This window comes from Acinetobacter nectaris CIP 110549 (assembly GCF_000488215.1).
In the GTDB taxonomy this organism is placed as follows: Bacteria; Pseudomonadota; Gammaproteobacteria; order Pseudomonadales; family Moraxellaceae; genus Acinetobacter; species Acinetobacter nectaris.
This window is the reverse complement of the sequence record NZ_KI530712.1, coordinates 514473-531322: the sequence shown is the minus strand read 5'-3', so window position 1 is coordinate 531322 and position 16850 is coordinate 514473. Positions and strand designations below refer to the sequence as shown.

The 16850-nt window shown below is 37.1% G+C and carries 14 protein-coding genes and 1 tRNA gene; 9 read left to right on the top strand and 6 right to left on the bottom strand.

Going from position 1 to position 16850, the window contains the following annotated elements:
- Nucleotides 1-438 precede the first annotated feature (438 nt).
- The 8 genes from lepA (at nucleotide 439) to miaE (ending at nucleotide 7395) form a co-directional block, all read left to right on the top strand.
- A complete protein-coding gene (gene lepA, locus P256_RS02720) occupies nucleotides 439-2262 on the top strand; it encodes a translation elongation factor 4 (protein WP_023272155.1) in 1824 nt (607 codons plus the stop codon).
- Nucleotides 2263-2275: 13 nt separating this feature from the next.
- Nucleotides 2276-3139 carry a signal peptidase I gene (gene lepB / locus P256_RS02715; protein WP_023272154.1) on the top strand — a complete coding sequence of 288 codons (864 nt, stop codon included), beginning with the start codon at nucleotides 2276-2278 and terminating at the stop codon, nucleotides 3137-3139.
- A gap of 226 nt (nucleotides 3140-3365) precedes the next feature.
- Nucleotides 3366-4067 carry a ribonuclease III gene (rnc, locus tag P256_RS02710; protein ID WP_023272153.1) on the top strand — a complete coding sequence of 234 codons (702 nt, stop codon included), beginning with the start codon at nucleotides 3366-3368 and terminating at the stop codon, nucleotides 4065-4067.
- Nucleotides 4068-4069: 2 nt separating this feature from the next.
- Complete coding sequence (gene era, locus P256_RS02705; protein ID WP_171068510.1) at nucleotides 4070-5092, top strand: GTPase Era; 1023 nt, start codon at nucleotides 4070-4072, stop codon at nucleotides 5090-5092.
- Nucleotides 5093-5116: 24 nt separating this feature from the next.
- Entirely contained in the window at nucleotides 5117-5290 is a 174-nt protein-coding gene (locus P256_RS13260; RefSeq protein WP_023272151.1) for an NF038104 family lipoprotein, read from the top strand.
- Nucleotides 5291-6001 (top strand): DNA repair protein RecO, encoded by a 711-nt coding sequence (recO, locus tag P256_RS02700; protein ID WP_023272150.1) that lies wholly within the window; start codon nucleotides 5291-5293, stop codon nucleotides 5999-6001.
- 8 nt (nucleotides 6002-6009) lie between these two features.
- On the top strand, nucleotides 6010-6735 hold the full coding sequence (gene pdxJ / locus P256_RS02695; protein WP_023272149.1) for a pyridoxine 5'-phosphate synthase: 726 nt from the start codon (nucleotides 6010-6012) through the stop codon (nucleotides 6733-6735).
- Between the two features lie 6 nt (nucleotides 6736-6741).
- On the top strand, nucleotides 6742-7395 hold the full coding sequence (miaE, locus tag P256_RS02690; protein WP_023272148.1) for a MiaE family protein: 654 nt from the start codon (nucleotides 6742-6744) through the stop codon (nucleotides 7393-7395).
- Nucleotides 7396-7455: 60 nt separating this feature from the next.
- On the opposite strand, the gene P256_RS02685 is transcribed toward miaE, so the two are convergent.
- A tRNA-Asn gene (locus P256_RS02685) sits at nucleotides 7456-7531 on the bottom strand.
- A gap of 248 nt (nucleotides 7532-7779) precedes the next feature.
- Between P256_RS02685 and P256_RS02680 the strand changes: the two genes are divergently transcribed.
- A complete protein-coding gene (locus P256_RS02680; protein WP_023272147.1) occupies nucleotides 7780-8211 on the top strand; it encodes a hypothetical protein in 432 nt (143 codons plus the stop codon).
- 37 nt (nucleotides 8212-8248) lie between these two features.
- Here P256_RS02680 and P256_RS02675 read toward each other — a convergent pair whose 3' ends face one another.
- The 5 genes from P256_RS02675 to dnaE all read right to left on the bottom strand — a co-directional run bounded on the left by P256_RS02675 (nucleotide 8249) and on the right by dnaE (nucleotide 16659).
- Complete coding sequence (locus P256_RS02675) at nucleotides 8249-10267, bottom strand: esterase/lipase family protein (RefSeq protein WP_023272146.1); 2019 nt, start codon at nucleotides 10265-10267, stop codon at nucleotides 8249-8251.
- Between the two features lie 115 nt (nucleotides 10268-10382).
- Nucleotides 10383-11333 carry an ABUW_2363 family tetratricopeptide repeat lipoprotein gene (locus P256_RS02670; protein WP_023272145.1) on the bottom strand — a complete coding sequence of 317 codons (951 nt, stop codon included), beginning with the start codon at nucleotides 11331-11333 and terminating at the stop codon, nucleotides 10383-10385.
- Between the two features lie 106 nt (nucleotides 11334-11439).
- Nucleotides 11440-12237 (bottom strand): serine O-acetyltransferase, encoded by a 798-nt coding sequence (gene cysE / locus P256_RS02665; protein WP_023272144.1) that lies wholly within the window; start codon nucleotides 12235-12237, stop codon nucleotides 11440-11442.
- Nucleotides 12238-12239: 2 nt separating this feature from the next.
- Nucleotides 12240-13079, bottom strand: a complete 840-nt coding sequence (locus tag P256_RS02660; protein ID WP_023272143.1) for an RNA methyltransferase — start codon at nucleotides 13077-13079, stop codon at nucleotides 12240-12242.
- Nucleotides 13080-13095: 16 nt separating this feature from the next.
- Nucleotides 13096-16659: a DNA polymerase III subunit alpha gene (gene dnaE, locus P256_RS02655; RefSeq protein ID WP_023272142.1), complete on the bottom strand. Its 3564-nt coding sequence runs from the start codon at nucleotides 16657-16659 to the stop codon at nucleotides 13096-13098.
- Nucleotides 16660-16850 lie beyond the last annotated feature (191 nt).

Sequence of the window (16850 nt, the reverse complement as noted above, 5' to 3'; positions counted from 1 at the left end):
GGGTGCTATGTCTATCATCCTAATAAAAATAAAATATTTGAGGGTTATTTATAATTTTGTACGAACCTATTAATAATTAATGTTTATTTATATTGAGTAGTTATAAAGCTAAATCAGGAAAAATATTAAAATAATTCGATGATAGATCATAGTATTTATTAAATTTGGTTTTTAAGCTTAAGGTGAGCTATAGACTTTACTTTTATGGGAAAAATTACTCGTATCCATCAATTCTATATTTGTTAAAATTAAGATAGTATAAACCTTATAATACTTTGTATGTAAAATAGTCTGAAACTGTTAAACAATTTTCTATAAAATCTATGTTTTTTAAGCATAACTGTTATACTGTGCCGTTATTAAGATTTTATTTTTTTGCACATCATGGGTACTTTGCTAAATAAGTACATGATTGTGTACATATATTTTGAGTGATCCATGGCTGTAACTAAAAAATCTGTAAAAATCAGTAATATACGAAACTTTTCCATTATTGCACATATTGACCACGGTAAGTCTACTTTGGCCGATCGCTTTATTCAAATGTGTGGTGCACTTCAAGATCGTGAAATGCAGTCACAGTTTTTGGATTCAATGGATTTAGAGCGTGAACGTGGCATCACTATTAAAGCAGCCTCAGTTACGCTGTATTATACTCACCCTAAAAATGGCGAAGAGTATCAGCTAAATTTCATTGATACCCCAGGGCACGTCGATTTCTCGTATGAAGTTTCTCGCTCACTTGCAGCTTGTGAAGGTGCTTTACTTGTTGTAGATGCTGCACAAGGCGTGGAGGCACAATCTGTTGCTAACTGCTATACGGCAATTGATCAAGGTTTAGAAGTACTTCCAATTTTGAATAAAATTGATTTACCTCAAGCTGAACCTGAGCGTGTTATTCATGAAATTGAAGAGATTATTGGTGTAGAGGCAACAAATGCACCAACTTGTTCAGCAAAAACAGGTATGGGTGTCGAAGGTGTTCTAGAAACTTTAGTTGATGTCATTCCTGCACCTGAAGGCGATCGTGAAGCAGACTTGCAAGCATTGATTGTTGACTCATGGTTTGATAACTATTTGGGCGTTGTTTCCTTAGTTCGCGTAAAGCAAGGTCGTATTAAGAAAGGCGATAAAATGCTAATTAAATCGACAGGACAGTCGCATATTGTGACTTCTGTTGGTGTGTTTAGTCCAAAGCATACAGAAACAGGTATGCTAGAAGCTGGTGAAGTTGGCTTTGTTATCGCAGGGATTAAAAATATTTTTGGTGCACCTGTTGGTGATACGATTACATTAATTTCTACGCCTGATGTTCCATCATTGCCTGGTTTTAAAAAGGTTAAGCCTCAAGTTTATGCTGGACTTTTCCCAATTGATGCAAGTGACTTTGAGCCATTCCGTGAAGCACTGCAAAAACTACAAATTAATGATTCTGCATTATTTTTTGAGCCTGAAAGTTCTGATGCACTAGGCTTTGGTTTCCGTTGTGGTTTCTTAGGCATGTTACACATGGAGATTGTACAAGAGCGTTTAGAGCGTGAGTATAATCTAGATATCATTACATCTGCACCAACTGTAATTTATGAAGCAGTGACGAAATCTGGTGAGACGATCAATATTGATAGTCCTTCAAAAATGCCTGATGGCGGTACAGTTGAAGACTTACGTGAACCAATTGCAGAATGTCATATCTTAGTTCCAAAAGAATATTTAGGAAATGTAATTACATTGTGTATCGAACGTCGTGGTATTCAAAAGGATATGAAGTACTTGGGTAATCAAGTTTCATTGACATTTGATGTGCCAATGGCTGAAGTTGTTATGGACTTCTTTGACCGCTTAAAGTCGTGTTCACGTGGTTTTGCATCTTTAGATTACAACTTTGTTCGCTTCCAAAGTTCAAGCCTTGTAAAAGTGGATGTGTTAATTAATGGTGATAAAGTTGATGCTTTAGCAATGATTTGTCATCGCAATGAAGCACGCCATCGTGGCAATGCACTTGTCGAAAAAATGAAAGAGTTAATACCTCGTCAAATGTTTGATGTTGCTATTCAAGCAGCTATAGGCGCACAAATTATTGCGCGCTCAACAGTGAAGGCAATGCGTAAGAACGTGTTGGCAAAATGTTATGGTGGTGATGTTTCACGTAAGAAAAAATTGCTGTCTAAGCAAAAAGAAGGTAAAAAACGTATGAAGCAAGTGGGAAGTGTTGAAATTCCACAAGAAGCTTTCTTAGCAGCATTACAAGTTGATAAAAAATAAGGTTTAAAAGTTCATGGATTTTGATTTTAATTTAATCCTCGTTCCCGTTACTTTAATTCTATTTATTGTATGGTTACTTGATAAGTTTGTATTTAGACAACGAGAAGCTAGAGGACGTGGTAATGAAAATTTTGTCATTACATGGGCTTATGATTTTTGGCCAGTACTTGCAGTAGTATTGGTCTTACGCTCTTTTTTCTTCGAGCCATTTAATATTCCTTCTGACTCTATGGTACCTACGTTAGAGACAGGAGATTATATTCTCGTAAATAAGTTTGATTATGGCATCCGTTTGCCACTTGCAAACACGAAAGTGATTAATGTGGGTGAGCCAGAGCGTGGTCAAGTTTTTGTATTTCGTTATCCATTGCAGCCAAGTATTAGTTATATTAAGCGAGTTGTTGGATTACCTGGCGATCACATTCAGTATCATAACAATACGCTTTATATTAACGGACAACAAATTGCGTCAACGGCAACACCATTTGCACGTGAAAAAGATAGTTTATCTTCTTTCAAAGCGAATTATACTTTGGAAACACTCGGTAATCATCAACATTGGGTACGTCACTTAGCGGACAGAAACCCACTAATTGAACAGTTTAATTATGCAATGAGTACAGGGAATCAATCGCTTATTCCTTTCGTTGCAAAAAATAATCAGACTTTCATGAAAAGTGATGGTAATGATTGGGAAGTAACAGTACCTCAAGGTCATTACTTTGCAATGGGTGATAACCGTGATGAAAGTTCAGATAGTCGTTTTTGGGGATTTGTTCCAGAAGAAAATCTGATTGGTCGAGCAGTTTATATTTGGATGCATAAAGAGCCGGGCTTACATCTACCAAGCTTCTCTAGAAATGGTACAATCAAGTAATTACTGCTAAACTAGCAAAAGTCACTTATTTCTATTTTATGTTGTATACCTAAAATAGAAATTTGTGGTTTTAGGCTATGAGTAAAGTGTAGTGGTAGAGTATAAAATCTTTTATATAAGAGATGAATTTCGACATTCGTAGTAAATACTCAAAACCATTACAAACGTATTAAGGACATAAAGCATTCGCTTTTAAGTATTCATTATTTAACCATCGAGAAAAGTTTTGACCAAAGGACAGTCCAAGCTAAATAATCAGCGTTTAGCTTTACAAATTGGTTATGAGTTTAAAAATACTGAGTTATTAAAACTTGCGTTAACCCACAGATCTGTAAGCCATAAGTATAATTATGAGCGTCTAGAGTTCTTAGGTGACTCATTATTAGGTATGATTATCGCAAACTACCTATATCAGACTTATCCTTATGAAAACGAAGGGCGCTTGACGCGTATGCGAGCAAGTTTAGTAAGACAAGAGGCTTTGGGGAAAATTGCAAACGATTTGAAACTTAGTCCATATATGATTATGAGTACTGGAGAATTGAAATCTGGTGGTCATCATCGTGAGTCTATATTAGCTGATACTGTTGAAGCTATTATTGGCGCTATTTATGTAGATTGTGAAAGTCTAGATTTTCTTAAAAAAATCGTTCTAACTTGGTACCAACCTTATTTAGAGCATATTGAGCCAACAGATCAACTCAAAGATCCTAAATCTAGGTTACAAGAGTACTTACAAGCACGTAAAAAGCCTTTACCTATCTACGAAGTTACGGATATTCAAGGAGATGCACCAAATCAACACTTTAAAGTGGTTTGTCGTGTAGAAGATTTTACTGTAACAGAAGGGCAAGGTAGTAGTCGTCGGTTTGCAGAACAAGCGGCTGCGGCTGAAATTTTGAAATTATTGGAGCAAAAAACTGCATGACAATGTCATCCGATCAAAACCATGATGATAACAATGCACCATCTGAAAAACATGATTTAATTGATCAGTTTTTTAGTTCACAGAATATTGAAATTCCTGCTGATTTTAAGAGTGGGTTCGTTGCAATTGTGGGCAGACCAAATGTTGGTAAGTCAACATTGATGAATCACTTGTTAGGGCAGAAGCTTTCAATTACTTCACGTAAGCCACAAACTACACGTCATAAAATTGTAGGTATAGATACACGCGAGAAATCTCAGGCAGTTTATGTAGATACGCCGGGAATGCATAAAAAAGAAGTACGTGCCATCAACAAAATGATGAATCGTGCTGCAAACTCTGCACTACGTGATGTGAATCTAGTTTTATTCGTGGTTGATGGGCGTAAGTGGACTCAAAATGATGAGCTTGTATTAGAAAAGCTACAAGATGCAGAAATGCCTGTAATCTTGGTAATCAATAAAATTGATACATTAGAAGATCGTAAGATGCTTCTGCCATTGATTCAAGAGCGTACAAAGTTAATGAACTTTGTAGAAATTGTTCCAGTGTCTGCGCTTCGTGGTGCAAATCTTGAACACTTGCGTGATACAATTGAAAAGTATCTACCGTTTTCACAACCTTTGTATTCTTTTGATCAGGTAACAGATCGTTCTGAACGTTTTTTAGCGAGTGAAATTATTCGTGAAAAAATTATGCGTCAATTGGGTGAAGAACTACCATATGACTTAACAGTTCAGATTGAAACATTTAAAACAGAAGAGCCTATTTTAAATGAAAAAACAGGCAAGCTTAAGCCTGCTTGTACTTATATCGATGCAACAATTTTTGTAGATCGTTCTGGACAAAAAGCAATTGTAATTGGTGATAAAGGTACAAAGCTTAAAAAGATTGGTATGGAAGCACGCTTCGACATGGAAAAAATGTTTGAGCAAAAAATCATGCTAACACTATGGGTTAAAGTTAAAGGCGGTTGGTCAGATGATGAACGTGCTTTAAAAAGCTTAGGTTATAGTGATATATAAATTATAAGTAAAATAGGTGAAGTCATGACAAAATGGGTATGTGTAATTGCAACGATGCTGTTGTTGCAAGGGTGTATTACAAGCGTTGTGACTTTACCTGTTAAAGTAGCATATAAAACGACAAAAGGTGTTGTGAAAGGAACAACAGCTGTTGTTAAGGCAGCCATACCAGATGGTGATGATGATAAGAAAGATTAAATGCGGAATGAGACTTTACATGGATATGTAATCCATTACCGTAAATATAGAGAACGTAGCCATATTGTACACTTGTTTAGTGATGAATATGGTCGAATAGATGGTGTATTAAGACGTTCTGTACCTCCTTTATTCCAACCAATACAGCTTTTAGCTTCAGGAAAGTCTGAACTTAAAAGTTTTAATCAGCTTGAAATTGAAAATAAACCAATATTTTTTCAAGGCGATGCGTATTTTTGTGGTTTCTATTTAAATGAAATACTTCTGAAACTTTGTTTATTAGAAGAAGCAATGCCAAAAACATACCTTCAATATCATCATACAATATATCAGTTACAATCTTTAGAAAGTCAGCCCCAAAAGTCTTTGTTTATACGTCAATTACTTAGGAAGTTTGAGTATATTTTACTTGAAGAGTTAGGATATAGATTAGATTTTTCAGTAGATGCATCAGGGAAAAAGATTCTTTCTGATAAAAATTATATGTTTAGCCTAAGTGATGGGTTTATAATATCAGATAAAACTATGGGAACATTTTCAGGTAACCATATACTGTCTATGAAGTCATATGATTTTAAAGATGAATTCAATTTATGCCAGTTACAATTTGTGAATCACTTCTACAGACAGTTAATAACATCTTTACTTGGTGATCGACCTTTAAAAAGTCGCCAATTATGGATTCAACATCATCAACTTCAAACTAAATAGGAATATTTATGTCTATCTTACTCGGCGTTAATATTGATCATGTTGCAACCTTAAGGCAGGCGAGAGGTACAACATATCCCGATCCTGTCGAAGCTGCTTTACTTTGTGAAGAAGCAGGTGCAGAGGGGATTACTTTACATTTAAGAGAAGATCGTCGTCATATTCAAGATGATGATGTTAGGCGCATGCGTTCAAAATTGAAAACACGTATGAATCTTGAGTTAGCTGTAACAGATGAAATGGTTGAGTTTGCTAAAGAAATTAAACCTGAGCATATTTGTTTTGTGCCCGAACGCCGCCAAGAGCTGACCACAGAAGGTGGTCTAGATGTCGTTTCACAATTAGAAAAGGTTAGAGCTGCAACACAGGTACTTAAAGATATTGGCTGTGATGTGTCACTGTTTATTGATGCTGATGAGAAGCAAATAGATGCTGCAATTGCGTGTGGTGCACCTACAATAGAGTTGCATACAGGCGCTTATGCTGATGCAGAAACCGATGAACAGCAATATACAGAGTTACAACGTATTATACATGCGACAAAATATGCAGCAGGAAAAGGTCTAGTTGTAAATGCAGGCCATGGCCTAAATTTAAAAAACGTGGGGGCTATTGCAAGAATACCAGAAATAAACGAGTTGAATATAGGTCATTCCATTATTGCTGAAAGTGTTTTTCTAGGATTAACGACAGCTGTTTCTCAAATGAAGGCGGCAATTTTAGCTGAGAGATGAGTAAGTATGTCAACCGTAAATTTTGATCAATTAATGCAACCTGTTATTCAATTTCTTGGATGTGAAACACCGAAAGCATGGCTTGATGAGGCAACAAATAACTTAGAGTTATTAATGCAAGATCATGCAAACTGTGAAAAGAAAGCAGCAGGTACTGCAATGAATCTTATGTTTCGCTATAGCTTTTTTACAGATTTACAAGTCAAGCTAGCACAACTTGTACGTGAGGAAATGCTTCACTATGAACAAGTTCTAGGCTTAATGAAGCAGCGTAGACAAGAATGGAAAGCTTTAAGTGCAGGCCGCTATGCTGCAGGGCTTAGAAAAGATATTCGTACATATGAACCTGAAGCATTGGTTGATATTTTAGTTGTTGGAGCTTTTGTAGAGGCACGTTCATGTGAACGGTTTTATGCTTTATCACCATTAGTTGATGATGAGTTAGGGCGTTATTATCGCTACTTGCTTAAATCTGAGTCACGACATTATGAAGACTATCTGGCTTTAGCAATGGATGTGGCTAAAACAGCAAAGATGAAAAATCCTGAAGAAGATATCCGTGATCGTATTTCACATTTCAGAGCAGTTGAAAAAAATCTAATTTTACAACCTGATACAGTTTTTAGATTTCATAGTGGAATACCTAAAAAAACCGAGTAGTTACTCGGTTTTTTATATGCAAAAAAAAGCCCACATTTGTGCAGTGGGCTTTTTGGTATTTGGCTCTCCAACCTGGGCTCGAACCAGGGACCTGCGGATTAACAGTCCGTCGCTCTACCGACTGAGCTATTGGAGAATCTGTAGGCCATTATATAGATAATTCGCTTTAGGTCAATGTAAACATAGCAATTTTTCTTGAAAATATACACGTATGTATTTTATTTGAACATCGAGAAAGTAGTTATGAAAAATATTTGCATACTTATCTTAAATATTGGTAAAGTAGGCGCAGTAACAAGACAAGTGTTTCAAGTTTTATTGAAACAGTGTGGATTTAATCTAACTTGCCAGCACTAAAATGGCTAAAATGGAGAATGCCTTCCTATGCATACTTTAACAATTCAATCTATTTTTGATAATTTAGGTTGGTATCAAAAAAATTATATTCAAATTCTGCAGACTTCTGAACAATATTACCAATCTGTAGAGTGTGCATCTATAAAATTCTCAATTGTGAGTGATCAAAAATTATATTTAGGCGATCTGTTACAACTTTGGTTTGGTCATAAGTGGACTTCTTCATTTGTGAAAAACTTACAAAGTCTTGATCATGATTTTTGGTACAAGAATCAGACCATTGCAGAAGAAGATTTTTATATTTATTCGCTAAAATATGATCAAAAGATAAATCAAGTAATTGCAACAGCATGGTTGGAAGATTTGAAAAAAGAATCTTGTATTCAATTAAATATAGACTGTTTACCTTTTTATCTGAGCTTTATTGCATTAGAAAGACCAAGTCATGCTATGCATTAAAAAATGGGCACAATTTTGTGCCCATTTTTATATATTTCTAATTATTTTTTGATGGTTTATATAAACCATGCTCGATAAGGTGTAAACGTAAGATTCTACGTAATTCAAGCACAGCTTCAGGCGTTTCTTGAATGGAGTGGCCTCCATGAATAATTTTTTCTGATTCAGCACCTGCAAGGTGTGCACTTTTGTACGGTACAATACCATCGCTAATAACATTAGGATCGGTGCTATTTGTAATATTGCCAATAACAGAGTGATATTCTAAACCAGACTTAGGCATAATATTTTCTGTCAATAACATAAACTTGGATTTATAGCTGAGATCACTTGGTCCGTTTTGTATCAGTCCATTATCAACTATTTTAATAAAGTCTTTAGGGCTAATTTCACCTTGGAATGAGTCTGCAACAGCTCCTAGAAATGCCCCTGGGAGGCGGATGATTTTACGTGCAGCACGAGTGAACCAACGGTCTGCATATTCTGTTCCTCGATGAGGTGATGCAAGAAACACAGCACGATCAAAGTTATTAATTGAATGTATTTGTAGGCGTTCTAATACGATAGGGTCTTTGTTATGTTTACTCAGTTGCTTCGATTTTATGAGTTTAAAGGCATTTTGACTAATATCTGCGTTACTCACTAATAGTCGAGAAATTACTCCACCCATACTATGCCCAATAAGTACCGCATCTTTTGCAGAAGGCGAATTTTGATCTAGCTGTCCAAAGGCTTGAGTAATAATTGCATAAATTTGATAACGACTTTCGATCATTGGCATATTGGTTGAATAGAAGATTTGCCAAACTTGGTAGTGCTCTCGAAGTACTTTATCTCCCATAATATCGTTGGTCAGTCGAACCCATGCTTCAGGACTACTTGCAAGCCCATGTACTAAAACAATGATTTTTTTATTAGGATTATATGGTTCAAGCATATAAAGATGAGGCATGATGAGTTGTTGATCTCTATCAATTAAAGACAGATAAGCAGCGCGCCCTAAGTTGTTGTTTGCAAGCCAAAGGCCATAAGGTGCAGAGAAATTTGCTGCTAGAGGATAAGATTGACCTTCAACGGTAATATTTTCTTTTTGATAAGGGTCATAAGTTTTTATGAGCAGAGGTGCATTTGTTAAAAGAGCGTTGAGGCTTGTATGTGCTTCAGGCTCAATAGCAATTGTTGTTGCTAAATATTGTGGTGGGTGAATGTTGGGATTTACAGTATCTTTAAATGTATGGCGTAGTGGGTCGAGAATATACTTATTCTCTTCAGGCATTTTAGGCCTTGGCAGCACAGTAACAAATTCTGATCCAAAACCATCACGACGATTAATTGAGCGTAGTCCTGAAAAATTTAAGTTATAGCTTGATATAAAGTCTTCAATTTTATGATTTTGTAATTGAGGATAATCTGAAAAGTCCATAATGTATTTATTATTACCAATATTGAAGCTTTCATTAGACGTATTTGCTGGTCGTTGTGTGGATGAAAGCATCAATAACTTTGCAGTTGCCTGATTATAAAAGTCACGTACTTGGACTTGTCTATTGTCAAAAATGCGTTGGTCGGGATGTCTTTCTGTTTTGAATAAGTATGCATAACTATAGCGAATACTATGGTCAAGCATGAGTAACTCTTCATTAATACATTGGTTTTGTGCCGCTAATTTTTCTTTTTGTCTATCTGTTAATACACTATTTTCTTTTATTTTTGATTTGCAGGCTGATGTTTTTTCTAAAGACATCGCTTTTGCGAGATACAGCTCACTTGCTGTTGAAAAAAACTGTTCGTTTGGGACTTGTGGAATCTGCTTGATATCTGCTAAACATGAGGCTGGCTCATTCATACAGGTTTTAGACTCTCTACCTGTCATAGAAAGTACATTTAGGCTCGCTTCACTGAGTTTATCATGTGTCAGTATGCTGTCACGTTCATTGGTAATAGTGATATTGAATGCTTGCTGTTTCACACTAACAGTTTGACATCCTGTTAAAGCAATTGAAGTAAGTACGAGCGATGATACGATGAATTGATATTTCGCTGTAAAGTTAAGCATAAAGTCGAATAAAAAGATAAATAATCTGTGGAATATACGCCAAACTGTAAGGAATTTAAATATAAAAAAAGGCTACCTTTACGGTAACCTTAAATTAAAGGAGTAAGAATAGTGCTTAGTAGCGACCTTTTTTCATATCTGCAAGATTTTCCCAAACATTTGTACGACCTTGTGTTTGAATCTCTTTAATTAAACGATCGACAACTTGCGTTTCTTCAGGGTATTTTAATTTATAATTACGTAATGTTGTAATTGCATTTTTATTATGTTCTAAGTAAAGATAATTATTTGCAGCAGATAGATACGCTTCTTGAACACCACCTTTAATCGCTTTATCTAAGTAAGGAATCGCCTCACGTTGACCACCACCTTCAGATAAATTAAATCCGAACCAGAAGTTTACTAGTGAATCATTTGGAGTCATTTTTAATAGACGTTGACCATAAGTTAATGATTTTGTTGTAAACTGTGGCCCTAAATCTAAGTTACGTGCAAGTACGCTTGTTTTAAAAGCACGTAATAAGATATCGTATGATGCATTATCTTTAGCTGCATATTTATCTAATTCTTGGCTAACTTGGCGTAATTTATTTTCAAAGCCACGACGTACATTTTTACTTGTAAACTGAGGTGGGTAATGACGTGCTTGACCTTCAACCATTTGAATGAAGTCATCTATTGCAGTCACATCTAATTGATTTTGACCTGCTAAAGGTGCATAGGTCATTTCAGGCTTTTTAGCATCAATAGTTGGAATAATCAGATGGTTTACATCAAGCGTGACAGTTTTAGAGGGATCTTGTTGACTTGTCACAACCATTTTAGTTACAGGTTGAGCATCTGCTTTTTTTAGATCAATTTCAAATTTTGATGGTGCATCATAGTCACTTGGATTAAGTGCATAAAATGGTTTTGGTAATGCAGGTTCTTTAAAAATAACTGGCTGCTGAGCTTCCGCTTTTGATGCTGTTGTATGTGTATTATTATTTTTAGATGGAGTAATTGTACTACATGCAGATAATACAGAAGCTGTAATTAGTGTTGTTGCCAATACTTTAAATTTCATAAGTATGTCCGATATCAATATTGTTGTTGAAAGTTATTTAGCATGAGTCTAATGTAAAAGAAAATATTCATGCAATGTAAAGCATGTAACAAAGTTAAACTTTTGATTACTGATTGTATGATTCACACTCACGTCGTACATTTTCTAAAATTTTTAACTCTTCCTGACTTAAAGGAGGATGGTCTTGAGGTTCTTTTTTGTACGTAGGGTCAAGCAAGGATAAACGCTGGCATAGCGTATTCATACGGTTTTCATTTTGCTGCAAGCGGTCTAGAAGTACTCGCATCCCATCAAGTATAGGGTCGGGGTAGTCTGTAGATGTACCGTATTGCTGAAAACCAATACTTTTTGCATAGTCACGTCTGCGCTGTTCTTGTTCATCTTTATTGGTATCTTTATAGATATAGCGTGCAGGGCTTCCCACAGCAGTAACATCGGCAGGAACAGCTTTAGTTACAACTGTGTTTGAGCCAATTTTAGCATTCTTACCAACAGTAAATGGCCCCAAAATTTTAGCGCCAGCACCTACAATAACGCCATCTTCCAGCGTAGGGTGTCGTTTGCCCTTATTCCATGTTATTCCACCTAAGGTAACACCGTGATATAGCGTAACATCATCTCCAATTTCTGCTGTTTCACCAATAACAACACCCATACCATGGTCAATGAAAAAGCGCCGACCAATTTTAGCACCGGGATGGATTTCGATACCTGTTGTAAAGCGGCTTATAGCAGAAAGTGTTCGCGCACTCACTTTAAATTCTTTTTTCCAAAGTTCATGAGCCATGCGATGAAAAATGAGTGCATGTATGCCGGGGTATGTAACTAACACTTCTAATGTATTTCGAGCAGCCGGATCTCGTGTGAAAACGGCTTGAATATCCTCTTTAAGCTGTTTTAGCATAATCAATCCTCATTGTGATTATTATTGTTTTTCCATGTTCCATGACTCATTGCTTGCACACGGCTAAATACCCCACGTAGTAGATTATATTCCATACGGTCTAGTTGTATACGACCAAATAGTCGTCTTAAACGTAGTGGTAAAAGGCGTGGGTTTTGAGGGTCTAAAAACTCAATATCTTCAAGCATTTTTTCCATGTGTGGGTAGAATTCTTGCATTTGTTTTTGTGTCACAAGAGGTTCATCCCAAACCATGTCTGCCTGATCTGTAACAGGCATTTTATCTGTTGATGTATTGGTAGTTTCAGCCGAGCAAATATTGAGTGAAGCCATACGAAGTTCATAGCACACGATTTGTATTGCCTGAGCAACATTTAATACACCATATGCTGAATTAACAGGGATGGTCATATGAAAATTTGCTAAAGCCAATTCTTCATTGGTAAGACCACGGTCTTCACGTCCAAATACAATAGCAACTTCTTGCTGGTGTTCTGTTATATTCTTTAATGCCAATTCAGCAGCAGGTCGAACATCTAAGAGCGGCCATGGAATAGTTCGGCTACGGGCACTTGTTCCAAATACAAGGTGACAGTCCTCAATCGCTTCTTCGAGTGTATCTACAATTTTAATTTTATCGATTAAGTCAGTCGCACCTGCGGCAAGCGCATCAATATCTGGGTGAGGATATGTTTTTGGTGCAACTAAAACAAGTTGAGAAATCTCCATTGTTTTCATTGCACGCAGTGCACTACCAATATTTGCAGGTAAGGTTGTATTTACCATGACAATACGAATATGACCTAAATTTGAAGAAGTGTTTGATTGATCCAAGTCTTGCATGTTTTGTCCTGATAAATTAAGAGTATTGGCTAACTTCGGCATGGTAAAGATCCATTGCTTCATCCATGCTCATGTTATTAGAAGTTGGCTGTGATGGTATTGTTTTTTCCTGTACCGCAACTTTTGCAGCTTTCGATTTCACCTGATATTCGATATGAATGGTTTCTTTACCAAAATAATCTCTGAGTTTTGCAAGCACATCATCTAAGGGTGCAATACGCCATGCAGGAGATAGGTGAATATCTGCTGTGGCATAGTCAAAATCGACTTTAAATAAAAGAGGAATATGCTGACACATATCAACATCGCAAAAGGGTTGAATGAGTGCTTTTAATTCATTAGCAAATGTTGGTGTCATTAAATTTGACTTGAGCTGAATTTGAACATGTTGGGCACGTTTTTGACGAATTTCATTTAAGCTAAATGCTTTTGAAAGTCGAGCCATTGGGCGGTCAAAACCTTCGCGCTCATAGATTTCACCTTCCATAACAACAACGTGATCTACTTGTATAACTTCTTTGAAGCGTTGGAAACGTTCATGATTACAGCTAATTTCTAAACGTGAGGTACCATCATCTAATGTAATGAGCACACGGTTTGGAAAGTTTGCCACATCTAAAACTAAACCTGCAAAGATGGTCGTTTGACCACGCCGTGTTGGTGTAATTTCATTGAGTTTTGCCTGAATGAAAAATTTAAGTTCAGGACGGTAAACATCGATGGGGTGACCTGTCAGATAAAGACCTAGCGTGTCTTTTTCTCCTTTGAGGCGAACTTCATCTGCCCATGGTTTTACAGGCTTAGCTGGCTTTCTTTGCACTTCTTCAACTTCGCCAAATAAGTCCATAATACCTGTTTCACGGTTTTGTCGTGCTTGCTCAGCAGCTTGGACAGCTTCAGGAAGTTGTGCCATAAGACTTGAGCGCTCTATACCTAGGCAGTCTAATGCCCCCGCACGAATGAGTGCTTCTAAAGTTCTTTTATTAATTTTTTTGAGGTCGATACGATGGCAGAAGTCAAATAAATCTTGGTAAAGTCCGTTCTTTTCACGTGATTCAATGACAGACTGCATAGCTTGTTCGCCAACACCTTTAATTGCACCTAAGCCGTAAACAACGGTTTGGGCATCAATGGCATGGAAGCGATAGATAGATTGGTTGATAGATGGTGGCAGTACGGTTAACTTATTATTACGGCAGTCATCAATAAGGAAAACAACACTGTCGGTGTCTTGCATTTCCGATGTCATGACGGCTGCCATGAATTCCGCAGGGTAATGTGCTTTTAGCCATGCTGTATGGTATGCAACAAGTGCATAAGCTGCCGCATGTGATTTATTGAAACCATAACCTGCGAACTTTTCCATAAAGTCAAAGATATGGTTTGCTGTTGCTTCATCTATATCTTTTTCTGCCGCACCTTTTAAGAAGATTTGGCGTTGTTTCACCATTTCTTCAGGCTTCTTTTTACCCATCGCACGGCGTAGCAAATCTGCGCCACCAAGTGTATAACCTGCGCAGAGCTGTGCAGCTTGCATCACCTGTTCTTGATAAACCATGATACCGTAGGTAGGTTCGAGTACACCTTCAAGAAGAGGGTGGAGATACTCAAATTCACCACCATGCATACGATGTATGAAGTCGGGAATAAGATCCATCGGACCCGGTCGATATAAAGAAACGAAGGCAATAATTTCTTCAAATTTACTTGGGCGCGCTTCTTTAAGCATGCGCTTCATACCAACAGATTCAAATTGGAATACTGCAGTAGTATTGGCTTCAGCAAAGATTTTATAGGCTTTACTGTCATCTAATGGTACATCTGAAATATTGAGTGGTTCAGCACTTTGGATGCGTTTATTAATATTCTGAACTGCATCTTCAATCACGGTAAGGTTACGTAGTCCCAAAAAGTCAAATTTAACTAAGCCTGCGGATTCAACATCATCTTTATCGTACTGTGCAACACGGTTCGTCCCATCTGCATCGGACAATACAGCAGAGAAGTCGGTAATTTTCCCGGGTGCAATGACAACACCACCTGCATGTTTACCCGTATTTCGAGTAATACCTTCGAGTTTAAGTGCCATTTCCCAAATTTCACTTGCATCGTCATTATCAGGGTTAGATGGGTTGGTCACAATATCTTTAAGCTGTGGTTCCATATCAATAGCAGTTGCTAAATCTACCCCAAGAGGTTTGGTTGGAACCATTTTTGAAATACGATCTGCAAGACCATAAGACTTCCCAAGTACGCGTGCAACATCGCGGATTGCCCCTTTCGCAGCCATTGTTCCGAAAGTTGCAATTTGTGATACAGCATCACGACCATAATGACGTGCGACATAGTCAATAACTCGGTCACGACCACTGATACAGAAGTCAACATCAAAGTCAGGCATGGAAACACGTTCAGGGTTTAAGAAACGTTCAAAAAGTAAGTCGTAGCGTAAAGGGTCTAGATCGGTAATTTTTAGACTAAACGCGACCAATGAGCCTGCACCTGAACCACGTCCGGGGCCAACAGGAACGCCGTTATTCTTTGCCCATTGAATGAAGTCCATGACGATAAGAAAGTAACCGGGGAAACCCATATTTAGAATAATGCCAACCTCGTAGGCAATACGCTCATCATAAGGCTTTCTAATATTTGGCCAATCTTCATCACGCGCTTCAACAGGATAAAGCTGGTTTAATCGTTCTTCTAAACCTTCTTTAGATAAATGCTCAAAGTAGGTGTCAATGGTAAACCCTTCGGGAATTGGATATTCAGGTAAGAAGTATTTACCAAGCTGTAAACTTACATTACAGCGTTTCGCAATTTCTACACTATTTTGAATGGCGCTTGGAATATCTGAAAATAGTGCTGTCATTTCCTCAGCAGTTTTGAAGTATTGTTCTGCACTATATGTGCGAGGTCGTCTTTGGTCTGCGAGTACATAACCATCAGCAATACAGACGCGCGCCTCATGGGCTTCAAAGTCAGTCTCTTTTAAGAAGTGAACGTCATTGTGTGCGACAACCCCAACGTTATATTTTGCAGCCAGTTTTGTCGCTTCTGCAATAAACAATTCTTCATTTGGGCGTTGTGTGCGCGCAAGAGCAAAGTAAACCCGATTACCAAATTGCGAATGCCACGCTTCAAATAGAGGCTCTGCTTTTTGAGGGTTAGAGGAGCAAAGTAATTGCCCAACATCACTATTGATACCAAGTAATACAATGAGATCTTCTTGTTGTTCTAAAATCCATTCTTTTTTGATGCAAGGAATATCTAATTGTTGTCCTTCAATGAATCCTCTAGAAAGAATTTCTGTAAGATTGAGCCAACCTTTATTAGACATTGCCAATAATATTGCTTTGTGTTCAGCATCTTCAAGTCGAACTGTTGCACCTAAAATTGGCTTAATGCCTTTGTTTTGACATGACTTAAAAAACTTAACCGCCGCATGAATATTTGAAAGGTCTGTTAAGGCTAAGGCGGGCATTTCTTCCTTAACCGCAGTTTTAATTAGTTCAGGTATGCGAACAATTGATTCAGTAATTGAAAACTCTGTGTGGATACCTAGGTGAACAAACTGCATTAACGATTCCTTTTATTCAATCAGGTTGTATTTTAGCACTGAATGGTGCAAATAGATGATTTGCATCTATCAAAAAATAGGCGATAGAAAGTATTTGATGATGATACATCTGATTTCGAAATTTTAATTAAAATAGAAGAAACTTTGTGGATACTCATCGTATTAAAAGTAATGTGTAACTTTGGAGTATG